The organism is Deltaproteobacteria bacterium (genome assembly GCA_026129095.1).
Taxonomy (GTDB): domain Bacteria; phylum JAGRBM01; class JAGRBM01; order JAGRBM01; family JAHCIT01; genus JAHCIT01.
This window is the reverse complement of the sequence record JAHCIT010000006.1, coordinates 1-22,780: the sequence shown is the minus strand read 5'-3', so window position 1 is coordinate 22,780 and position 22,780 is coordinate 1. Positions and strand designations below refer to the sequence as shown.

General features: G+C 61.1%; 18 protein-coding genes, 1 tRNA gene and 2 pseudogenes. 15 read left to right on the top strand and 6 right to left on the bottom strand.

The window, feature by feature from the left end:
* Positions 1-25 precede the first annotated feature (25 nt).
* From KIT79_09800 to KIT79_09735, 14 genes are all read left to right on the top strand, one after another.
* Complete coding sequence (locus tag KIT79_09800) at positions 26-1,264, top strand: hypothetical protein (GenBank protein MCW5829593.1); 1,239 nt, start codon at positions 26-28, stop codon at positions 1,262-1,264.
* 21 nt (positions 1,265-1,285) lie between these two features.
* The gene (locus KIT79_09795; GenBank protein ID MCW5829592.1) at positions 1,286-2,548 is read left to right on the top strand and encodes a chloride channel protein; all 1,263 of its coding nucleotides are present in this window, start codon (positions 1,286-1,288) and stop codon (positions 2,546-2,548) included.
* 135 nt (positions 2,549-2,683) lie between these two features.
* Positions 2,684-4,804, top strand: a complete 2,121-nt coding sequence (locus tag KIT79_09790; protein ID MCW5829591.1) for a diguanylate cyclase — start codon at positions 2,684-2,686, stop codon at positions 4,802-4,804.
* Positions 4,805-4,815: 11 nt separating this feature from the next.
* Positions 4,816-5,799, top strand: a complete 984-nt coding sequence (locus KIT79_09785; protein MCW5829590.1) for a hypothetical protein — start codon at positions 4,816-4,818, stop codon at positions 5,797-5,799.
* Between the two features lie 108 nt (positions 5,800-5,907).
* Positions 5,908-7,623 (top strand): glycerol-3-phosphate dehydrogenase/oxidase, encoded by a 1,716-nt coding sequence (locus tag KIT79_09780; GenBank protein MCW5829589.1) that lies wholly within the window; start codon positions 5,908-5,910, stop codon positions 7,621-7,623.
* Entirely contained in the window at positions 7,616-8,992 is a 1,377-nt protein-coding gene (locus KIT79_09775) for an FAD-binding protein (GenBank protein ID MCW5829588.1), read from the top strand. Before KIT79_09780 ends, KIT79_09775 begins: the two co-directional genes overlap by 8 nt.
* Positions 8,982-10,685, top strand: coding sequence for an FAD-binding oxidoreductase (locus KIT79_09770; protein MCW5829587.1), 1,704 nt, complete (start codon positions 8,982-8,984; stop codon positions 10,683-10,685). Before KIT79_09775 ends, KIT79_09770 begins: the two co-directional genes overlap by 11 nt.
* Positions 10,672-12,096: an FAD-binding oxidoreductase gene (locus tag KIT79_09765; GenBank protein MCW5829586.1), complete on the top strand. Its 1,425-nt coding sequence runs from the start codon at positions 10,672-10,674 to the stop codon at positions 12,094-12,096. The genes KIT79_09770 and KIT79_09765 overlap by 14 nt, the downstream gene beginning before the upstream one ends.
* Positions 12,097-12,125: 29 nt before the next feature.
* Positions 12,126-13,235, top strand: coding sequence for a (Fe-S)-binding protein (locus KIT79_09760; GenBank protein MCW5829585.1), 1,110 nt, complete (start codon positions 12,126-12,128; stop codon positions 13,233-13,235).
* 26 nt (positions 13,236-13,261) lie between these two features.
* Complete coding sequence (locus KIT79_09755; protein MCW5829584.1) at positions 13,262-14,170, top strand: diacylglycerol kinase family lipid kinase; 909 nt, start codon at positions 13,262-13,264, stop codon at positions 14,168-14,170.
* Positions 14,171-14,185: 15 nt separating this feature from the next.
* Complete coding sequence (locus KIT79_09750) at positions 14,186-14,689, top strand: OmpH family outer membrane protein (protein ID MCW5829583.1); 504 nt, start codon at positions 14,186-14,188, stop codon at positions 14,687-14,689.
* Positions 14,690-14,711: 22 nt separating this feature from the next.
* Entirely contained in the window at positions 14,712-15,503 is a 792-nt protein-coding gene (locus tag KIT79_09745) for a hypothetical protein (protein ID MCW5829582.1), read from the top strand.
* 134 nt (positions 15,504-15,637) lie between these two features.
* On the top strand, positions 15,638-16,126 hold the full coding sequence (locus KIT79_09740) for a transcriptional repressor (GenBank protein MCW5829581.1): 489 nt from the start codon (positions 15,638-15,640) through the stop codon (positions 16,124-16,126).
* Positions 16,127-16,286: 160 nt separating this feature from the next.
* Entirely contained in the window at positions 16,287-17,534 is a 1,248-nt protein-coding gene (locus KIT79_09735) for a ferritin-like domain-containing protein (GenBank protein MCW5829580.1), read from the top strand.
* 7 nt (positions 17,535-17,541) lie between these two features.
* Here the strand turns inward: KIT79_09735 and KIT79_09730 are convergent, their stop codons facing one another.
* Positions 17,542-18,321 (bottom strand): TetR/AcrR family transcriptional regulator, encoded by a 780-nt coding sequence (locus tag KIT79_09730; protein MCW5829579.1) that lies wholly within the window; start codon positions 18,319-18,321, stop codon positions 17,542-17,544.
* An 81-nt stretch (positions 18,322-18,402) separates the two neighbouring features.
* Positions 18,403-19,767 (bottom strand): DNA recombination protein RmuC, encoded by a 1,365-nt coding sequence (gene rmuC, locus KIT79_09725; GenBank protein MCW5829578.1) that lies wholly within the window; start codon positions 19,765-19,767, stop codon positions 18,403-18,405.
* 208 nt (positions 19,768-19,975) lie between these two features.
* Between rmuC and KIT79_09720 the strand changes: the two genes are divergently transcribed.
* Positions 19,976-20,049, top strand: a tRNA-Gln gene (locus KIT79_09720).
* 195 nt (positions 20,050-20,244) lie between these two features.
* On the opposite strand, the pseudogene KIT79_09715 reads toward KIT79_09720, so the two are convergent.
* The 4 genes and pseudogenes from KIT79_09715 to KIT79_09700 all read right to left on the bottom strand — a co-directional run bounded on the left by KIT79_09715 (position 20,245) and on the right by KIT79_09700 (position 22,696).
* A pseudogene (locus KIT79_09715) lies at positions 20,245-20,985 on the bottom strand (site-specific integrase).
* Positions 20,959-21,336: pseudogene (locus KIT79_09710) on the bottom strand (site-specific integrase). Before KIT79_09710 ends, KIT79_09715 begins: the two co-directional pseudogenes overlap by 27 nt.
* A gap of 32 nt (positions 21,337-21,368) precedes the next feature.
* Positions 21,369-21,644 (bottom strand): helix-turn-helix domain-containing protein, encoded by a 276-nt coding sequence (locus tag KIT79_09705; protein MCW5829577.1) that lies wholly within the window; start codon positions 21,642-21,644, stop codon positions 21,369-21,371.
* A gap of 5 nt (positions 21,645-21,649) precedes the next feature.
* The gene (locus KIT79_09700) at positions 21,650-22,696 is read right to left on the bottom strand and encodes a hypothetical protein (GenBank protein MCW5829576.1); all 1,047 of its coding nucleotides are present in this window, start codon (positions 22,694-22,696) and stop codon (positions 21,650-21,652) included.
* Positions 22,697-22,780: the final 84 nt, after the last annotated feature.

The following is a 22,780-nucleotide window of genomic DNA, read 5'->3' as shown; positions in this document are numbered from 1 at the left end:
CCGAAACGCCGGGAAAGGGGATTTGATGCTTCAGGCGATCCGGTCATGGCATGACCGGCAGATAGGGGAAATCGAAGGGGACCGGGTGCTGCGTTATTACGGCGCGGCGCTGGCATCTGCCAATACCATTACCTGGTTTCACTGGGCCTTTGTGCGCCGGGGGCTGGAAGACACCCTGGGCCCCAAGGCCATGGCGCTCTGCTGGCCGTTCTGGGAAAACTGTCATGAGTTCCGACCTTTTCAGTTGGACACGCTGCATCTGCTGCTCTGGGGGTATGCCGCCCTGACCGTGGCCGTCGGCGCATTTTTTGTGACCGGCAAGGTGCGCTGGGGGTACTGGGGCCTCGTGCTGGTGACGGCGCTCAGGCTGTTCATCCTGTTCCAGGATTTCCGGCTCAGGGCAAACCAGCACTACATGGCCAACTGGGTGACGCTGGCGTATCTGGCGTTCCCGGCCCGGCGGGTGCTGATACCTCATCTGCTGGTCTGGATCTATTTCTGGGCCGGAGCCCTGAAGCTCGACCGCGAATGGTTCACCGGTGCGGCACTCTACAAGAAAGACAAGCTCTGGGTGCCCGACGCGCTCATCCCGGCGAGCTGCGTGTACGTGGTTGTGATGGAGATGGTTCTTGTGTTCGGGATATACGCCCGGCGCGCATGGCTTTTCTGGGTGACGTTCGCCCAGCTTGTGGTCTTTCACATTTTCTCATGGCCGATTGTCGGGCTTTTCTACCCGATGCTCATGTTCTGTCTCATCAGCATCTTCCCGCTTGGCCGGCTGATGTCGCCGGCCGGACAGTGGCCAACGCTGAAGCCGCTGGTTCCGAAGGAGTACCGACTGGCCGCTGTAATGCTGCTGGGCGGATTCGGCTTCTTCCAGGCAATACCCTACGCGTTTCCGGGCGATTCGGCCGTGACGGGCGAAGGGCGCCTGTTCGCGCTCCACATGTTCGACGCGCTGGTAGAGTGTGATGCGACGGCCGTCATCCGGTTCGAAAACGGCGAGACGAAACCAGTACCTGTCAATCAATATGGGCGAAGGCTCGCCCGGCGGATCCGCTGCGATCCTGTCGTCCATTTCAGTATCGCCCGGCACCTGTGCCGCCAGATCAGGGAAAGGCCCGGCGCGATAGATCTCGATTACACGCTCCGGTCGAAACGGACGTCTGATCCTGATCTGAGCGAAGTCATGGCCATTGAAAACTTCTGTGCTGCGGACCTGACCTATGACCTGTGGCGGCCGAACAGCTGGATACAGAAGTAGCCGTAAGGGATTACACACCGGATGGAAACCAGTCCAGACAGTTTCGGCGCTCGCCGGGTTGCGGTCTGGATAGGTTTCGGCACGCTGATCGGGATTGCCTGCGGCCTCTCATCGGCGGTTTTCCTGTTGCTGCTGGACCTTGCAACCCATTTTCGTAATGGCCACCGGTGGATAGTCTGGACGCTCCCGGTGGCAGGTCTTGGGATCGGCTGGATCTACGACCGGTGGGGGAGGCGGGTCCGGGCGGGCAGCAATCTGGTTCTGGATACCATTCACGGGGCCGAGGCAGGAATCCCCACCCGCATGGCGCCGATGGTACTCGTTGGAACCGTGCTGACGCACCTGTTTGGCGGGAGTGCAGGGCGTGAAGGTACCGCCGTACAGATGGGTGGAAGTCTCGCCGACCGGATCGCCATCGGGTTCAAGGTAAGGGGACCGGTGCGGGCGGAACTGATCGCTGCCGGTATGGCCGGCGGTTTCGGCAGCGTGTTCGGAACTCCGCTGGCTGGCGCGATATTCGGGATTGAGGCGGCGGCCATTGGCCGTCTGCACTGGGCCGCGCTGGTGCCGGGGCTGGTGGCTGCGCTGGTGGGTGACCGGGTGGTTCACTGGCTCGGCATCGCCCATACCCACTATCCGCGTCCGGAGGTGTGGACCTTGGGCCTGGTGGAACTGGGCAAGTGGATGCTCTTTGCGCTGCTGATGGCGGGGGCGGCGCTCCTGTTCGTGGAACTGACCCAACGGCTGAAGGCCAATCTGGAAAAGCGGTTGCCCTTGCTTCCGTGGAGGATGTTCGCCGGCGGCGTGGCGGTGGTCATGTTGTGGCAACTCGTGGGGACCGATGACTATCTGGGGCTCGGTATTCCGGGAATTGTGAGTGCCTTCTCGGCACCGCCGCCCGGCTGGGAGGTGTTTCTCCTGAAGATCCTTTTCACCGCAGTCACGCTTGCGTCGGGATTCCTGGGCGGCGAGGTGACACCGCTCTTTTTCATCGGAGCGACACTCGGCGCGGCGGCCTCGGGCTGGCTTGGAATTCCGCAGGAACTGGCCGCCGGGGTGGGACTCGCCGCCGTGTTTGCTGCTGCGGCTAACGCCCCGATTGCGCTGTCGGTGATGTGTATCGAACTGCTGGGTCTCAATATGTTCCCGCATGTGCTGATTGTTTGCGGCCTTGCCTGGATACTGACCGGGCACCGCGGCATTTATTCTTCCCAACGGGTATTCCGCCGGAAGCTGACCTTCCGGGCAGAACCTGCACGTCCCCGTCTTGGCGAACTTCCATAACCGCCGTCATTTAAGTTCCCGATTTTAGTTGAGTTTATCCGGGTATTTTGGGTACCTTAGGGGTTGCTTGGCAGCGCTGTTCCGGATTCTGGTCGAGGGCTCCCCGACGGCCGCGCTGCTGATGGTCAGGTTTCATTGAAACGGCTCAGAGTTCCGGCGATTCCGCTGGCAGCAGTGGCGCTTTACACCGCTGCTGCGGTTCTGCTCGCCAAGGGATGGATTGCCCCTAGCCGCCCGGGCGTGCCTGCGCTGCTTGTAGGTGCGGCCGCCGCGCTGATCGTGGCGGGCAGGCTATATGGTCCCCGGAAAATTGACGCCTTGCAGGGTTCGATCGTCGCCTCGGTCTATTTTCTCGTCATCTGGTGGACTGGCGGCGTGGCAGCCTCGCCGCTGGCACCGGGCCTGCTGCTTCTGCTCGCTGGCATGTCAATGGCGATCTCACCGCTGGCGGCGACCGTGGCAGGCCTGTCGGTGGCGGGGCTGGATGCGGTGGAGCGCTTTGGATCGGGAGCTTTTCCCGCCGAGCTGGACCGGTTCGTCGGCAGATTGCTGTTCATCCTGATCGCCACGGCGGGGCTGGGGGCGTTGCTCCGGTTCGAGCGCCGCCGCCGCGAGCATCTGGAAGGCATTGTCCAGAGTCTCCGTCAAGGGCGGGAAGCACTTGTGAAAGGCTCGTTGCTGGACGAGGCTCCCGAGGCCGAGGGTATTGAGTCGCGGCTTGCCGGTGATATCAGCGGGCTGTCTCGTGATCTCGAAGAATCCCTCTATTCCATCTGTGACCGTGTCGGCCGGCTTCTGAAAAGCCGTACTATTGCCCTGTACCTGAAGGCTCCAGGTGGCGATACGTTGCGCCTGAGAGAGGCCGTATCGGTGGTTGACATCGATCCGTCCAAGGAGGTCCGTCCGGGCGACGGCCCTGTGGGCTGGGTGCTCCAGTACGGAAAACCGCTTCGCGTAGGGGCACAGGAACTGGCCCGCATACCGCTCCCGTACTACGCGGGGAAGACGCCCTGCGGGTCATTCGCCGCAGTTCCGGTGCTGGACGGGGACACCGTTTGCGGCGTCATCGCCGCCGATGCGGTGGAGCCCGATACCTTTGGCGAGGACGATCAGAAAATACTGGAACTGGGCGCCGCGCAGGTGATGGAAGTGATCGGTTCGGCGCAGGCGCTTCGGAAAGTGATGGAACAGAAGCGCGAATTCGAGGGTTTGTACCGGTTCAGCACCGCGCTTGGGTCAACCATACAGGAAGGCGAATTGGCCGTCCGTCTGGAAGCGGCCATTAGGGAGATCATTCCTGCCGATCTTTTTATCCTGGCCCTGCGCCGTGAGCCTGACGGCATTCTCGAAATCGTGCATGCGGCCGGTGCGGCGGGGCTCGGAAGCCTCAAGGTGGAGCCCCAGTCGCGTCTCGGCTGGATCGCCGAGACCGGCCATACGCTCGCCTACTCCCGCAAAAGCGGCGTCGATCCGTCGCAGCCGCTTGCCTTCAGGAGGGAAAAACTCCCTTCCTGCGAAGTGCTGGTCGGTGTCCCGCTTCCGACTCCGCATGGCGTGGGCGGTGTCCTTGTCGCTGGCTGCCGGAACCGGGACAGGCTGAAGCCCTATGAGGTTCACCTCGTGGAAGTGCTTGGCCGCCAGGCTGCCTACGCTTTCGAGAACGCCCGGCTTTACAAGCGGATGGAGCAACTCGCCACGACCGACGGACTCACGGGCTTGTGCAATCACCGTCATTTCCAGGAACGGATCACGGTGGAGCTGGAGCGTGCCCAGAGGTCGGCCCAGCCGTTATCGCTAATCCTTCTTGATATAGACCATTTCAAGAAGGTGAATGACACATACGGCCATCCATGCGGAGACGAGGCAATCCGGCGGCTGGCCGCCGTGCTTCGAAATCAGGCTCGCCAGATCGATCTTGCCGCCCGTTATGGCGGGGAGGAGTTTGTCCTGCTGCTTCCGGATACTCCGGCCTCCGGGGCGAAGGCGGTTGCCGAACGGATACGCAACGAGTTCCAGAAGGAAACATTTTATGGACCCGGCGGCGAAGCTTTCCAGGCCACAGTTTCGCTGGGACTGGCCGTTTATCCGCGGGACGCAAAAAAGAAGGCGGACATCATCGACCGGGCTGACAAGGCACTGTACCATGCCAAACGAACGGGACGGAACCGGCTCGTCGAGTACGGGGCGATTGAGGCACTGACGGATGCGCCAGCCGCCCTGGGGTTAGTGGCCGCGCCGCAGGCGCGGGCACGATAGGAGTGTTCCGCATGCGATTGCTGTGGACGGCAGTCTTCGTAATCCTGCTGGTTGCTCCTGTGCAGGCCCAGATGGTCTCCTACAGTTCAGATTCACTCGGTTTCAGCGTGGAAATTCCTGCCGGTTTTGACACCAGCAAGGTGACGAAGCGGGCGGGTTCCGAACTGATCCTTTGGGCTGACGGCCGCCGCCTGCTGGTGTTGCGCCAGTCGCAGGATAACCCGCTCGCCGCACAGTTCGATACGTTTCTGAAGGTGAACCTCTCGTCCCTGAAGGGTGCCAAGATGTCCGATACCCGGTCGGGTGCGGACTTCGCCGATGCTGTCGTGCTTTATCAGGGGGCCGGAGGTGAAATGGCGGGAGTATTTGCCGGCCGGCCTGTTGCACCTGGCGCGATGATGTTCGCCATGACCGGGCTCCCGGCAAAGAATACGCAGGTCATTAATAGTGTGCGGGAAAAGTTCCGTGCCGCTACCTTTCAGACCGAAACCGTCTCGCAGGCCCACATCGACTACTGCAACCTGGGGCTCGACACCCGGGATGATGCAAAGGCCGAGCTTCTGCTGAAACGGTGCATCGAACTCCCACGTGCCCAGCCCGAGGCGTTCCGTCGGCTCGGTGCCATCCAGATGAAGTTCGGCCGGGAAACCGAGGCCCTTTCCACCTTCGAGGCGGCCCGAAAGGCCTATACCCGCGATCCGCTGATTCTCGGTGACATGGCCCGGCTACTTATCTCTGCGAAGGATCCAAATATCCGCGACCCTTACCGGGCGGCGAGTTTGTCCGAACTTGCCTCGGCAGCGACCCGCCAGCAGGATCCACAGGTGGAACTGACGCTTGCCGAGGCACTACTGCTTTCCACCCGCTGCGAAGAGGCCGCGGCTGCCGCCCAGCGTGTCGCTTTTCTACCGGGAATTGGTGCTGCTGAGGAGTCCAGGGCCGCGCAGCTTCGCGCCCGCGCCTTGGACCCTTCCCAGTGCAAGCCGGGAAGGTAATCCCACCCACTTGATGCAGCCGGTTCGTCCGGTCATAGAACGGTCGGAGCGCCGGACCGCCAGGACTGACAGTGCCGTCAGCCGCCGGGATTCCTGCGCGGAGCCCCCATGTCCTATGATCTTATCATCATCGGTGGCGGCGTAAACGGCTGCGGCATCGCCCGGGATGCGGCCATCCGGGGGATGAAAGTCCTGCTCGTCGAAAAGCGCGATTTCTCGTCCGGAGCCACCGGCGGCTGCAGTGGCATGATCCACGGTGGCGCACGTTACATGCTCTACGACATCCAGACGACGAAAAAGTCCTGTGTCGATTCCGGCTATATCCAGAAGTGCGCCCCGCACATGCTGTTCCGCATACCGTTCCTCATTCCCGTCTCGCGCCGGAGCTTCGCCAGCCGGGTCATGGCCGAGGCGATGGAAACCTATTTCGAGGGATACGACCTCTTCCAGCCCTACAAGAACGGCAAGAAGCATACGCGTCTGAATCGTGAAGAAGTGCTCGCGATCGAGCCGGGCCTTGCCCGGTCGGTGGACGGGGCCGTCACGATGGACGAATACGGTATCGATCCCTTCCGGCTTTGCGCGGCGACCGCGCTTTCGGCGGCTGAGCACGGCGCCGTGATCCGGAACCATACGGAACTGCTCACATTCCTAAGAGACGGCGATTCAGTGACTGGCGTCCGGCTGGAGGACCATCGCACAGGCCGGATCTATGAGGAGAAGGCGAAGGTGGTTTTCATCGCCTGCGGCCCTTGGAACCCGGACGTACTGGCGAAGGCAGGGGTCGGCCTGAGGCTCCGCAAGGGAAAAGGCGTTCACCTGATTCTCGACAGGCGCGTCGTGAATACGGGGATTCTCTGCGATGCCGCCGACGGCCGCCAGATTTTTATCATCCCCCATGATAATGGTGCGATCGTCGGAACCACGGACGATGATTTCTACGGCGATCTCGACAACCTCACCGTTACCGAGGACGAAATCGAATACCTGCTGGAGGGTATCGCCCGTTCGTTTCCACAGGTGCGGGAAGCCCGCGTGACGCGCGTAATGGTGGGTGTCCGGCCGACCTTGTGGGCATGGCACAAGAACGAGGACAAGCTCTCGCGTGACCACCGGATCGTGGATCACGGCATCAGGGACGGTGCACGAAACCTGCTGTCTATGTCGGGTGGAAAGCTCGCCGCTTACCGGATCATGAGCGAGGAGGCCGTGGACGCGGTGGAAGCAGCCATCGGCCGCGGCCATGTTCCCTGCCGGACACATGAAGTGCCGCTGGCTGGCGGCGAGCGGGAACTGAATCTTTCCGAGCTTGCCGCAAAAGGGCCGCTACCGGAATTCGCGCTCGGCCGTATCCATTTCCGGCACGGGGCGCGGGCGGAGAAGATCGTGGAGATTTCGCAGGAGGAACCGGGGCTTCAGTCGCTGGTCTGCCCCTGCGAGCCTGTGACAGGTGCCGAAATTGCTTACGCCTGCCGGACCGAATGGGCGTCAAAGCTGTCCGACGTCCGCCGCCGCACACGGCTTGGTACAGGCCCCTGTCAGGGAATGCGCTGCTCGCAGGCGGCCTCCTGCATCCTCGCCCGGGAGCACCGGCTAACGGGCGCCCGGCAGCTTGAAGAACTCCGGGATTTCGTCGCCAACCGCTGGAAAGGGAAGTTCCCGGTGCTGGAAGGGGAGCAACTTGCCCAGGAAGAACTTCACCAGGCGAATCACTACTGCACGCTGAATCTCACCGCCGCCGTCCCGCCCGCAGGACTGTTCGAAGAGTGGCGCCGGGCAGCAGTGGCGCCGGAATCCGGAGAGAACCTCGCCGCACATGGCTGAAAAGCACGCCGATGTCGCCGTATTGGGTGGCGGGCTGGCCGGTTCGCTTGCCGCCTGGATCGCAGCCCGCTCAGGCCGCCGGGTGGTGCTGCTTCGCCGGGGTGGGGCAGCTACGGCGGTTTCCTCCGGCGCGCTGGATCTCGTTGCCGATCCGGATACGACGTCAGCGACACCGCTTCCGAACGAAACCGGACTGGAAGTGCTTGTTGAGCGGGAGATCGCCCGTAATCCGGCGCACCTGTTCAGCCTCCTGACGTCCCGCAGCGAAAGTCCGGGGCAAAGGGCCGGACGGCTTCTGACAGCTTTTTCCCTTGCGCGCCGGGCGCTGGAAGATTGTACAGGTCTTCCGTTTGCGGGAGACGGCCGCCAGAACCTGATTGCGGTGACGCAGGCGGGTACTCTCAAGCAGACAGCCCTCCTGCAGGCGTCCATGGAACTGCCGGAAGGCGATGTGCTGAAAAGGAAGCGGGTCGGTTTCTGCGGCATCCGGGGCATACCCGGGTGGGACGGCGAACGGGCCGCTCAGGTCTTTGGGCACCTCATGTCGGCCTACAATCCGCCGCGTGTGCGCGGGTTCGACATCGAACTGGATGAATCAACCGGGTACAATGCGAACGCGCTGGGGTGCGCCTCGCTTCTTGAAGACAGCGGGATGTTCGACAGGGTGATCGAGAAAATCCGGGTGGGAGTAGGCTCGGCGACGTTCGATATCCTTGTCGTTCCGCCAGTATTCGGATTCATGCGGGCAGCGGAGTCCGTACGCCGGGCCGGCGAAAAACTGGGATGCCGGGTGGCGGAATCGGTTTCGTCTGTCCCATCGGTGCCCGGTGTGCGGCTTCAGCTGGCGCTGGACCGGGCGCTTTCGGCAGCCGGAGTGGAGACGATCCACTGCGATATCGTGAAGGGGGAAATCGGGGGCGGGGTGGTTTCAGGCGTTGCTGTCAGGAAAAACCCCGGTGAACCGGAAGAAGTCATCCGGGCCAATGATTTTGTGCTGGCGACGGGCAAGTTCGCGGGCGGTGGCATGATCCGTGAAAAGCGGCTCCGGGAATCGGTATTCGGCCTCCCGGTATTTCTGGATGGCCGTGAAATACTCTCTCGCCAGCCGGAGGAACTGTTCAGCCGCGCCCCGGAGGGCCCTCATCCGGCGTTCCGGGCAGGCGTGGCCGTGGGACCAGATTTACGCCCGCTGGATGGCCGGTGCCAGATGGTCGCCCGCAATCTTGTCGCTTGCGGGAATATCCTCTCGGGTTATGACTACCTTCGTGGCGGAACGGGACTCGGTGCGGCACTCCTGACGGGCTATCTTGCCGGAGAACAGCTGGCAGCCGGGAAACAGCAGGAAGGGAAACAGGCCATTGGCAGGTAGGAAGCCGCCAAAGCAGGAGGCCGCGGGTGAGGGTGTTAAGCCCTCGCGCAGGCGCGCAGGTTCACGGGCCAAGAAGCCCAGAGCGTCTTCGGCTGTTGCCGCTCTCAGGACGGCCGGAGGACGTGGCGGCCTCTCCACAGCAAAGCCGGACACACTTACATTTGCCCGCGACTGCTGGCCGTTTCTCACGATGGGCGTCCGCGACGGCGATCCGGGTATGGCACCGGAAGCAGTCCTGTTCGTGGATTCGGTGAAAAAGCTCCAGAAAGCCGTCGAGGCCGCTCGTGAAAAGAAGGTGAAGCTGACGCCTTATGGTGGCGGGTCAGGTGTCTGTGGCGGCGCAGTCCCTCTTGAGGGCAGTATCCCGGTGGACATCAAGGGGCTTAACCGCATTCTCGACCTCGACCGTGAGAGCCAGGTGGTCCATGTGGAGGCTGGAGTAAACGGCGAGCGTCTTGAGCGGTGGCTGAACCAGCAGGGATATACGCTCGGTCATTTCCCGTCCTCGATATATAGCAGCACTGTGGGAGGCTGGATTGCTGCCCGCTCTGCCGGTCAGATGAGTTCCCGCTACGGAAAAATCGAGGACATGATGGTCGGGCTGGACCTTGTGCTTCCCGACGGACGACTGGCGTCCACGCTCCCTGTGCCACGGTCGGCTACCGGACCGGACTGGAACCACCTGTTTGCTGGTTCGGAGGGCACGCTCGGTTTTGTTACCTCGGCCCGGCTCCGGGTACATCACTTCCCTGAACACCGGATATTCCAGGGATGGAGGTTCCCCGATCTCGCCAGCGGCATGGGTTACATGCGGGCGCTGATGCAGAAGGGTGTAAAGCCCGCCGTGGCCCGCCTTTATGACGAGCTGGATTCGGCTATTGCCCTACGCGGGGTGGGGCGCTCCGGCGGCGGAGGCGCTTCCGATGACCACCGTGGTCGGGATTCCGAGACGCTTCCCCGCGATAGCCTGTTCAAATCGGTTCTTTCGCTTGCCCGTGTCCAGTATCCGAGCCCGTTGCGGACCATGGTGGGGTTTGGGCTTTCGGTTCCGTCGCTCCTCAACCGGCTGACCGGGTTTATTCCGAAGCAGTGCCTGTTCATCAACCTGTTCGAGGGCCGCCAGGTGCGGACCGAGGCTGAGCACAAGATCGCCATGCGGACCGCAGCCGAATTTGGCGGACATGATCTTGGCGAAGCTCCCGCCCAGCACTGGTTCGAGAAACGGTATGCCGTGAGCTACCGGATGTCGGTCGTTTTTGACAATTTTGCCTGGGCGGACACGATGGAAGTCGCTGCCGACTGGGACCACCTGTTCGGTCTCTACTTGCGGGTAAAGGAAGCACTTTCCCGGGAAGCGATCGTCATGGCGCATTTTTCCCATGCCTACCGTACCGGCGGGTCGATTTATTTCACTTTCATGGGAGGCGGTTTCGATCTCGAAGACTGCCGTTCCCGTTACGGGCAGGCATGGCGGCTGGCGCTGGATGCCTGTCACCGTGCCGGGGGAACCTGCACACACCATCACGGAGTTGGAATCCTGAAGGCCGACGCCATGCGGACCGAGATGGGGCCGCTGGCCCGGATACTGGATGGTGCGAAAGCGGTAATGGACCCGGAGATGCTGATGAACCCCGGCAAACTGGGTTTTGGCGAGTTTGGCGGGGAAGGGGAGGTGGACCTTGGGACGGCCTGAGTTCGCCGAACCCTCATCGCGTGTCCTTGCTCTCATCCGTGACATTTTTTCGGGGGACGAGGGGATGTTCACGGCTGACCTGAACGACAGGCTCATCTACGGCCGTGACTGCATGCCGGGAGGGATGCTGGAACTCCGCCGGGGGCTACCGCCCTCACTCCCCGATGTGGTGGTGTTCCCAAGGAACGTGGACGACATTTCGCGGCTGCTCCGGATGGCCCAGCAGGAGGAGATACCGGTTACCACTTACGGCGGAGGTTCCGGTGTGTGCGGGGCGGCAGTGCCGGTGCAGGCGGGCATTACGCTCGACATCAAGCGGCTTTCCCGCATGGCTCCGGTCCGGAAGACTTCGAGCACGGTCCATGCAGAAGCCGGTGTGAACGGTGAGCGGTTCGAGCGCAATCTCCAGCGCCAAGGGTTCACGATGGGCCATTTCCCGTCGTCCATATACTGCAGCACCGTGGGCGGCTGGATTGCAGCCCGCTCGGCAGGCCAGCTCTCGACGAAATACGGCAAGATCGAGGATATGGTGGTGGGGCTGGAGGGGGTTTTGCCTACGGGCGAGATATTCCGCACGACGACGGCCCCACGTTCGGCGGCGGGGCCTGACCTGCGGCAGATCCTGATCGGCAGCGAGGGAACGCTCGCGGTGATTACGGCGGCTACGCTTGAGGTCTGGCCGCTTCCGGCCCGAAAGGAATACCAGGCGTACCTTTTCAAGGACTTTCTCGCGGGCCAGCGGGTCATCCGCGAACTGCTCCAGCGGGGCTGCCGGCCGTCGCTGCTTCGGCTTTATGATGAAGCCGACACGGCCCTGCAGGTCCAGCACCTCAAGCTGAATGTGGGCAAGGGAGCGCTGATGCTGCTGGCCGTGGAGGGTGAGAGCGAACTGGTCGACGCTGATCTCGCCGAGATCGAATCACTCGCCGGCGGCGTCGCGGTGGATCTGGGTCCGGGGCCGGTGGAACACTGGTTCGGCCGCCGCTATGGCGTTAACTACAACCTCAGCCGCATCCTGCCCAATCCGAAAATGGTCCTGGACACGATGGAGGTGGCCGCCCTCTGGAAGGATATCCCGAAGCTCTATGCCGCGGTGAAGGGGACCGTCGGAGCCCGTGCGATGCTGCTGTGCCACCTCTCTCACGCTTATGCGGAAGGCGCCTGCCTGTATTTCTCGTTCATGGGCAATTCGGGTTCGGAGGACGACCTGCTGGTGTACCGGACGCTCTGGGATGATCTCCTGGCGTCGGTTGGAGCCAGTGGGGGGACGATCTCTCATCATCATGGTGTGGGGTCGCTCAAGCAGGATGCACTCATCCGGCAGAATGGCCCGTTTCAGGAGATATTCCGCGGCATCAAGCAGGCGGTGGATCCGGCGGGGATACTGAATCCCGGCAAGCTGGGGCTGTAACAGGTGGAAGCCGAAAGGAAACGAGAACTGTGCTGATCGAATCGTTCCGAAGGGAAATCGACTACTGCACCTACTGTCCGAAGATGTGCCGGTTCGCCTGCCCGGTGGCGGAAACCGACGCACGCGAGACCTATACGCCCACTGCCAAGATGACGATGGCCTATCTGCTGAAGCAGGGTTCGGTGGAGACGAGTCCGGATCTTGCCGTCTCGTTCTTCAAGTGTACAGCCTGCGCCCATTGCAAGGTGTACTGTGACCACGAGATCAAGGTGGGGCCGGTTCTGGAGGCCGCACGGGCCGACCTGTTCGTGGCGGGGCAGACGCTGCCGGCAGCCGTGAAGCTGGCTGCAAAGGTCCGTGAGACCGGAACTCCCCATGACGTTCCGCTGGAGCCGGTTGCCGCAGGGATCATCCCTGAAAAATATCGTGGCCCGCAGGCCCGTACGGCCATCTGGCTGGGAGGGGATCTCATAGCCTCCGGCGGGGAGCGGATCCGGAAGCTGGTGGGGATACTCGATGCGGTCGGAGCGGAAAACGTGTCGGTTATCGCCGCCGGACGGCTCGACACCGGTGCAGCACTGTATCATTGCGGTGATCGCGAAGGGCTCCGTGCCCATGCGTCTGAAGTGCTGGCATCGCTCCAGGGTTACGACACGGTCGTTACTGTTGCGCCTGAGGACGCCGTGATGTTCCAGCACGGTTATCCCCGGGTCAATATCAAGGTGACACCCAAGGTCGTCTGGTGGGTGGACTGGATCTGCGAAAAACTCGCGGGCCGGGAGTTGCGGGCGTTTCCCGAGCCGCTCGTCATCCATGACCCCTGTGAGGCAGCCCGGAAGCTGGGTGCGTCAGGCCGGATACGGGAGCTGCTGAAAATGTGCGGGGCTGTGGTACGTGAGCCCGCCTGGAGCGGCGAGGATACGAGCTGCTGCGGGGCCGGCAGCGCGTACGCCCGCATTTTCCCTGCTGATGCGAAGAAGATGGCCCGCCGCCGCATGGAGGAGCTTTATGAAACCGGAACCCGGAAAACGGTAACTGCTTCGCCACTGTGCGGACAGCATCTCAAGTCCAGCAGTCCGGGCGTGGAAGTGCTCGACGTGATTGATGTCGTGGCACATTCGCTGGGGGTGCAGGCTTGACGGGAGGAAATTTCCGCACCGCCGCGGTGGTAAATCCCCGGAGCGCCAACGGGCGGACGGGGAAAGAGTGGAACAGTCTCAGGAGTGCGCTTGAAGCCGAACTCGGGCCCATTGCGGTGAAGATGACTACCCGGCCGCTGGAGGCTGTCGAACTCACCCGCCGGGCAATACAAGAGGGCGCGGAGATGATTCTCGCCGTCGGCGGCGACGGAACCCTGAACGAGGTTGTCAATGGATTTTTCGATAATGGCCGTCCGGTGCGCGAGGGAATGGCCCTCGGTGTCCTTTCTCGCGGGACTGGCTGTGACTTCATCAAGTCCTATGGTTTCCCGAAGGATGTGCGCGAGGCCGCACGGTTGCTCCGTGGCCGGGACGCTTCCCCCTGTGATGTGGGTCTGGTTCGGCTGAAGCCGGCGGAGGGAGCGCCGGCCGAGAGGTATTTCATCAACATCGCCGATCTGGGAGTCGGCGGTCTTGTCGTGGATGCAGTAAACCGGACGACGAAGGCATTTGGCGGCAAGGCCAGTTTCCTCATGGGTAGTATCCGGGGCAGCCTTGCTTACCGGAATCAGCCGATGCGGATCGTCGTGGACGGCAAGACCGTTGCCGATGGAATCCCGCAATACATGGTGGCAGTGGCTAATGGGCGCTGCTTTGGCGCCGGCATGAGGATCGCTCCGGACGCCTCCCTCTCGGACGGCCAGTTCGAGGTGGTCGTGACTGGCGATCTCACCTTCCTGGAAACGGTCCAGCTCGGACGGCTGGTTTACCGCGGACTTGCCGGAACGATCCCGAAGGTGAAATGCTGGCGTGGCCGCCGGGTCGAGGTGAGTTCGCCCGGCCGGGTTCTGATTGATATTGACGGCGAACTGGCCGGGGAAAGCCCGGCGAGTTTTGAAATCATACCCGGAGCCCTGCGGCTCAAGGGTCTTTAACCCGAGGAGTTCCTGATGCGTAAGCTGTTCCTGATGGCCATGACGGCAGTTGTGCTTGGCGGTGCCATGCCGGCGTGGGCAACGACTTTTGCCATTGTTGATTTCCACAAGGTGATCGGCACTTCCAAAAAAGGCCGCACGCACCGGCAGGCAATCGAGGATGAGGTGGCGCGCCGCCGCGAGGCGCTGCTGAAACTTCAGTCGGATCTGGAAAAGGACATGGATGAATTCCGGCAGAAACGGCTGGTCATGACTCCTTCGCAGATTGCTGAACGCGAGGACCAGCTCCGCGCCCAGCAGCGGCAGATCGAGCGCCGCTCGGCCGACTACGAGGAAGAGATCAAGCGCAAGGACGAGCAACTGTCGGGTGAAGTGGTGTCCAGGCTGCGCGAGCTTACCGAGCAGATTGCGAAGGAAAAAAACATTGACGTGGTATTCGAGCGTAGTTCTGTCAACGTGATCTATGCAGGGCCTGCGCTGGATATTACCGATGAAGTGCTGAAGCGGTTTGACCGCTGAAGTTGGGGGGCAAGACATGGAGATGCAGGGAAGGTCCGAGGCTCAGCCAGACAGCAAGTCGTTCCGGCAAACCCATAATCCCCTGGAACTGATCCGCACAGCCATCGGCCCCCGCGAGGCGGTCGAGGAGAAGATCCGCCGTTTTGCCGTGACCCTTGGGAGCTGGCGGAACGGGCGCGAACTGGCCCGCCGGGTGCGCGCCCTGAAGGACGCGGGATATGTGGACAGGATGCCAACCCCGCTCCAGATCGTTCAGGGGACGATCGATAACTTCCGTTACTTCCTGATTCCTGGCAGCCGGGACATGTACGACCAGCTCGAAATAGGCTTCTGGTTCCATCAGTTCCTGCGCTGGGTGGAAGACCCCGCCTCCATGCTGGACCCCACGGGACTCCTGTCCGAGCGGGACACGATCATCGGCCACCTGCTACAGGTGGTGCATCACGATCCCCTGTACGATCTTCAACTGCTGGTCATGTTCCCGGATGGGCTTGATGCCCTCGAAAAGCAGACTATTGAGGCGATCGAGGGGACGACTGCCAGGGCGAAGACCCTGCGGGCGACAATTGAAGAAATACCCTATTACGACGAATTGCTGGAGAAGATCCGGCAGTTCCGTGCCGATCCGATGGTGGCCAGTCTTGCCCGGCCCGGATTCTTCCGGATTGAGAACCCGCGGTTCCTGAAGGCCGAGCGGCTCTTTTCCACTGTCCCGAGGTTCATGCGGTATTGCAGCCGTCTCCCCGACGACCCTGCTGGCGCAGCGCGGCACCTGCTGTTTGAGCAAACCCTGCCGGAGCGTCTGGCCGAATAGTCGCGACAGGTAGTAGCTGGCCTGGATAAAACCGTCGGGGCAACCGCCTTCGATTGGGTATTTCCAAGCGGAAGAGACCCTGATATCTTCGTACTCAAAATCACGGCAGCTCTCTGGAATAACAGGCGTTTCCAATGAAATTCAAAGTTACAGACAGGATCGTGGACGAGCGGCACCGCCGTTTGAGCGAATATATCCGTGAGAAGCAGCTCAAGGTGACCCGCCAGCGCACAGATATCGCGGATGCCTTCTTCCGGACGAACTCGCACCTTTCCATTGAAGAACTGCTGGAACTGGCCCGCAGGAAGAACAAGCGGGTCGGGTATGCGACTGTCTACCGGACGCTGAAGCTTCTCACCGAGGCGGGGCTCGCCAATGAGCGGTATTTCGGCGACAAGGTGGCCCGCTATGAGGTAAACGAGCGGGACGAGCACCATGACCACATGGTTTGCCTCTCCTGCGGGAAGATTATCGAGTTCGAAAATGACGACATCGAAAAGCTCCAGGCGGCTAGTGCCAGGGCCCAGGGTTTCCGGCTGGTCCGCCATCGTCTTGAGCTGTATGGCATCTGCCGTGATTGCCAGACTGTCGGTAAAGGGATGCAATATCTATCGGAGCATTAAGCTCTCCAGTGTCTATCCATTCCCCGACTGCCGTTAAACTAGCCCAGGCATTTCGCACGCTTATAAATGGCTCGCACAGCCTGACGCGGCGGGCCATTTCTCACTTGACCATCCAATGAAAAGACAGTAGTGTCTTTATTAGCTGATGGAGGTGTCATCCATGAACCCTGCTCGGAAGCTCGCATACCAGACCCTCGACAAGGCAATAGACGCGGCATTCTTCGGCGTCTCCGGGCTTTACCGGAAATACGAGGACCGGGCGCGCGACTACGTGGACGGCCACCTCGTCAACACCTATGACGACAGGACCGCCAATTTCGTGGGCGGCGAGATGGAAGTCCTCACCAGCCGGAACTACGAAAAGGCGCTGGCCAATATCTGGAAGGCGGAGGTCGCTGCCCCATACCTGGGGCTGCGGGATGCCACCGCCGTCGAAAAGAACGCCGGCGACAAGCGCGGCGGGTCGATCCGCGAAATTGACGAGACGAAAGAGATGATGCGCCGGGCGACGTCCGAGGACGTCCGCCGCAGGTTCGAGGCCGCCACCACACCCGAGCAGCGCGATGCGCTCGGCTGGATTCTCTCGCTCATCTGCCACGGCGAGGCGTATGCCCTCTACACCTCGGCCACGCTCATCCCGCATGTAAAGGGGACGGGCTCCCGCATGGGCATGTCGCTTCAGGTGATGGAGGAAGCCAAGCACTTCCTGGTCCTTCGCGAGATGCTGAAGACGCTCGGGATCCTGAAGCCCCTGCACAACTCGGCCCGGTTCCTGTTCGAGAGTGTCGCCCGTGCCGAACCCTACAACCGGCTGTTCGGGATGAACGTGATGCTGGAGAGCTTTGCCACGAGCACGTTCTCGACATTCGCCAACTTTCCCGGCATCGAGGACATCATGCACCAGTTCCACCGGGACGAGGCCCGGCATGTGGGTTTCCCTCAGAACTACAACCAGGCAGGCAACATCCCGGAGCATGTAACCAAGAACAAGCGCTACCAGATCAGCCGGGCGCTTATGCTCGCTCCGGCACTGGGGGCAATCTTCGATTACCGGCCCTACTTCACCGCCCTCGGGATGGATGTATTCGGTTTCTTCGGCAAGTTTGTTGCCAAGGTGACGCGCCTTGCCGAGCGGTCGGGCATGCCGCTTCCGCAGAAGCGTGACGAACTGCTCATGGCCTATAATCTCGCCGTGAATACCTACTTCATGCGCTACGAGCCCGAGAACTACAAGGGATTCGTGGACTACACGATGCGCAGCGAAGGCGAGATTGATCCGGAGATGGAGAAGCTGGAGCGCGAAATCTACGGGAACGACGTGTTCGGCGGCATTGGCGAACGGCGCTACAAGGCGATCAAGAAGCAGATGGATCGCGTCTACGAGAAGCGCCAGGCCCAGGCGGCGTAATTACAGCCTAGGTCAGAGCCCGTTCGAGCAGCCTGACGAATGCAGGTTTGGTTTCCATGATCTCTTTGGTCCGTCCGGCACGGATGTAATCCAGTGCGACGGTTTCGATACCGCCCACGAGCGCCCGGATCGTGACCGGATCGGGTTTCCGGGTGGTGAGCCCGTCCCGGTAGGCGGCCTCGGCTGCTTCTTTCAGCATCTCGCAGAACAGGCCGATGATCTCCTCGCGGGCGCTGATCACGGCCGGCGAATTGCCCATCTCTCTCAGCGCGATCTCGGCGAGCGGCCCGGCCTGCTCGACCAGCTTGAGAAGCGCACTCACGCCGTTGTCGATCATCACCTCGGCGGTCGAGGCCTTGTCCATCGCTCCACTCACATAGGGGATCATGAACCGGACGGCCCGCTGCTGGAGGGCCAGCAGGATGGCTTCCTTGTTGTCGAACAGGTCGTAGTAGGTCTGGCGGCTTGTTCCCGCCTCGGCGATGATGTCGGCGACGCTTGCCTCGGTATAACCCTTTTCGGCGAAAACCTTGGCGGCCGCCTGGAGCAGCCGGCGGCGGGTGGCGTGTGCGCGCTCCGCAGCCGATACGCTCCGGTCATAGCGTCCCCGCTTGGGGGCACGGTCGATCATGCCGATAACCGCTCCGGTCACATCGGCAATTGACGACCCCACACCGCTCACGATCTGTCCGGCACGGCCGGCAACGGCACCCGCCACCTTGTTCATGAGCGGCCGCGCCGGAGCCGTGCTGGAATCAGCACCGTTTCCTGTATTTTTCCTTGCCATACTGAAGTGAAGGACAGTATCACCTGCCAGTGGCCGGACTCAATACGGCCTTTCTCCCCGAGATGAAAAAACCTGCGTTAATCATCCGTCTGAAGGCGGCTCGGCGAGTTCGGGGGCGGTGGGTTCGCGGGTGGTCTTGTCCAGGGGGTCCAGTTCGGGGATGTCGTCGCCGGTTCCGGCGCCCAGTTCCCGGAACTTCCGGGCTGATGGCAGAAAGCTCCGCTCCAACGATCCGACGGCTTCGTTATAGGATTCGGTGGCCTTGTCGAGTCCGCTGCCGATCTTGGAGAAATGCTCAGCGAGTTTCCTTACCCTGCCGTACAGTTCACTCCCCAGCCGGCTGATCCGCTGGGCGTTTTCGCTGATCTTTTCCTGCTGCCAGCCGTAATGGACAGCCTTGAGCATGGCGATCAGCGTTGTGGGGCTTGCGGTGATCACCTTTTCCGTGATGCCGGACTGGATGAGCTCGCTATCATGCTCGATAGCCGCACGGAACAATCCCTCGCCGGGGATGAACATGACAATGAAATCGGGGGCGCTGGGGAATTGATCCTGGTAGCTCTTGGCCGACAGTTTCCGGATGTGGTCCCGAACTTGCCGTGCATGCTCCAGCATCCACTTGTTCCGCTCGTCGTCGGTAGGAGATTCTACCGCCTTGAGAAAGGCCTCCATCGGGGCTTTGGCGTCAACAACGATCTGTTTGCCACCTGGCAGGTTGACGATCATGTCGGGCCGGAGCCGCCCGCTCTCGGTTGTTACCGTTTCCTGCACGATGAAGTTGCAGTGCTCGATCATGCCTGCCAGTTCGGCCACCTGCCGGAGCTGTATTTCACCCCAGTTTCCCCGGATCTGGGGTTTTTTCAGCGCATCCACGAGTTTGGATGTCTCGCCCCGCAACTCCTTGTTGGAGGTGAGCAGGAACTGAACCTGCTCAGAGAGTGATCCGTAGTCTTTTTGCCGCGAGTTCTCGATCTTCTGGATTTCTGCGTGGTATTTTTCCAGTAGCTCGCTCACCGGCTTGACGATATTTTCGATCGCCTGCTGGCGTTTTTCCAGTTCGCCCTTGGCTTCCGCCTGCGTCTGCCCAAGATTCTGCCGGGCCAGCTCCAGGAACTGCTGGCTGTTCTTCTGGAGCGCATCGAGCGAAAGTTTCCCGAGTTTTCCTTCGATCTGTTTTTCAAAGTCGGCCAGTTTGCTTCGCTCGCTGTCCAGCCGGGCCTCCAGGTCGGCGAGCCGGGCCAGTGCCTGCACCCGTTCCCGCTCGGACTGGTCTAGGCGGGCCAAACATTCCTTCAGTTCCCGGTCGCGCTCGGCGAGCAGTGTTTCGAGTTTTGTGCGGTTTTCGGCTTCGCCGGTACCGGTTTTCTTGCCAAGCGTAATACCGGCGAAAAATCCAGCGGCCAGACCAAGAGCGGCTCCCACGATTGTGGCGATAACAAGTTCCATAAACTGCCTCCTGACTGAATACCTCCGCCACGCAGGGGCGTGCAACGGGCGGATTGAAGGGAAAATCATGGCCGTACCGCGTGTCAGGACGTGTCACGACACCTTTAGTCCGCAAGGGTTGACAGACGCGCCCCGGCTTCTTACATATAACCCAACGGGTGACTGCGAGCCTCTGGTTCCAGAGCCACTCCAGACCGCCCCGGCCCGTTCCCGATTCGTCTAATGGTAGGACAGCAGACTCTGACTCTGCTTGTGGTGGTTCGAATCCATCATCGGGAACCATAATCTTCCGAATAATTCCACAGGCTTGGAAAAAACGATCAGCGGCCAACGGAATTTCTGGGCCATTTGACCACCATTTTGACCACCACTGGCTTGCGTCGGAATTCTGACATCTGGCGAGTCCCCTCCCAGATTCTGTTTGTGGTTGACGATATAGGACTCGATCACCCGCGTCGCTTCCGCCTGCATCGACGGCTGCACCGCCGTGTAAATTCTCAGCGTCATGTCGAGCGTCGCATGGCCCAGTCTCTCCTGAATCACGCGCGGCGATATGCCGTTGACCGCAAGCAGCGTCGAGTGCGTGCTCCGTAAACCCTTGAACTTGACGTAGGGAATCTCCGCCTGGGCGCAGATCTTCTTCATTTCGATGGTCAGCCGGGACGGATCGAACGGATTGCCGGTCTCGGTCGTGAAGACGAGGTTCTCGAAACCGGCCTTCGGCTTCCAGAGGTCGCCCGCCAGCCTTCGCATCTCCGCCTGCCTGGATTGCTGGAGCCGGAACAGGTCCAGCGTGACGGGATTAACGATCAGGGTGCGGCGGCTTTTCTTCGTCTTCGGCGCGCCGAGAAAAACAGTTTTGGCCGTTCGCTTCATCGCCCGGTCGATCTTCACCGCGCCAGTGGTTAAGTTGATGTCGTGCCACTTGAGGCCGAGGATTTCTCCCTGCCGGCAGCCCGAGTCGAGTGCAAACACATAAATGACCTCAAAGGGATGGTTCCGTATCTGCTGGCAGAACTTCCTCGTTTGCTCCGCATCGAGCGCGAGCGGTTCCACCGCGTCCGGCTTCGGCGGCGTGACGAAGTGGGCGGGGTTCCGGGCGATGATCTGCTGCTTCTCGGCGACAGCCAGCGCGGCGTGAAGCGTGATGTGAATCTTCTTGACGGTGAGCTTTGAGCGGCCGGCGGAAAGGAGTGTGGAATAGAACTTCTGGATCATCGGGGGCTTCAGCCGTTCAAGAGGGATATGTCCGATGGCCGGGATGATGTCCTTCCGGACCGTACGCTCGTAGAATTCGACCGTCCGGGGTTCCCGCGTCGGCTGGACGTGCTGGATCAGCCAGGTTTCAAGGAAGTCCGCCATTTTCTGGCTGGCATCGGTATTGAAGCTTCCATCGTGTTTCTGGCACTGGAGTTCGTGGAGTTTCCTGTTCACCTCGTCACGGCTTTTCCCATAAACGGACTTGCGGACGATGCGGCCGTTGGCGTCCTCAAGGCGGAGGCGGGCCTCCCATCGGCCGTCAGATCTCCGATTTACCGTACCTTCGCCATTGCCACGTTTTCTGGACATAACCGTCTCTCCTTGTATGTCGAGCCCGAAATTTACGCGCCGCCGACAAGCCCCTCGGATGCGACCCGGATCAGTTCATTCTGTGGAATTCGTCTGCTTCGGCCGAGTTTAACAAATTTGATGAGGCCATCGGCCATCATTTCGTAGATCTTCGACCGGCTGATCCCGAGGAACTTCGATGCTTCTTCGATCGTGACCAGCCCTGCGGAGACGAGTTCACGTGACGGGTCGCCTGGAATCGCCTCTTTGATCTGGCGGATCAGGCGGTCGATCAGGGCCTTGTCGATAGGCGGGTTTGTTGCTTCCATCGCGTCTACTCCTTCGTCTGTTTCGCCGGGATTTCCGGCGGATTCTCCTCAATCCAACGGTTGATAACTTCTTCTCGGATACCGGTTTCCTCGGCGATTGCCCGGATGCTCTTCTGGCGGCGGTGAAGAGCGAGCGCCTGCTTCCGAACAACGACGGCCAGGTTCCGGCAGCCGGTGCAGCAGTAGCGCCGCGTCTTACGAACGCCCTCCTCGCCCGCATAAGGTGTCCAGGTCTCGCAGATGTCGCAGCGCCGGAACTCGGTTTTTCCGCTCACATAACTCGCGAACTGGAGCCAGATCCCGCCCAACAGGTTTTTGGAGAGCATCCGGATCTCGAACGGAACATTCGCACTCGCCTTCCCGGCGAACCGGACGTGAACATTGGCGGACACTTTTTTATCGACCGCCCCGGCCAGGTAATCCCTGGCCGCCCCCGGCAGGCCGACAAGATCCAGTTCGCGGCGCCCGTCTTCAATTGACGCTCTCCTCAGTATCCATGCGCCGAAGCTGTCGAGAACCTCGTCGTCATCAGAATGTCGAGCGTCGAGAAATTCCTCATGAGCAAGATGTTTCTGGGTGCCGTCCCACCCGCCGCCAAGCTTCTGAAGGCGTGACAGATCTCCCGCCTTCAGGGATTCCCATACATCGAGAGCGTGGGTGAAATAGTCCAACTCACGTGACCATCCAGAGAAGGGTTCCTTTCCGGCCGCATCGTCGTCGCCAATGCCCAAGAGGCCCACACGGCCGACAAAAATCCTGATGGCGTCAGCCGTCTCTTCCGGGGTCGGACGCTTGAGGTCAGCAAAATCCAGAAATAGGCCCGGATGATCCTTGAATGGCTGCACCCAGCGGGGAGGCTCTGCGCGGCCTCCACCCTTTTCGATCCCGGCGATTTCTGGATTCCTTTCGACGGAGAAGTCCGGCACCCGCGCTATCGTTATCTCGGGAACCCGGCCTTGGACCTTCTGCCGGACAGCCAACTGTTTAAAGGCCGTTGCCGTCCAGGCGTAGCCAACGGGGTTGATGTGATTACTGAATAAGGGATCGTCCATAAGAGTTCTAATTACTCTTTTTAGCGCTTTTTTGTCAAGATATAAAATGATAGCCTCTGTTCGGTGGCAACGGAGGCAGAAGCC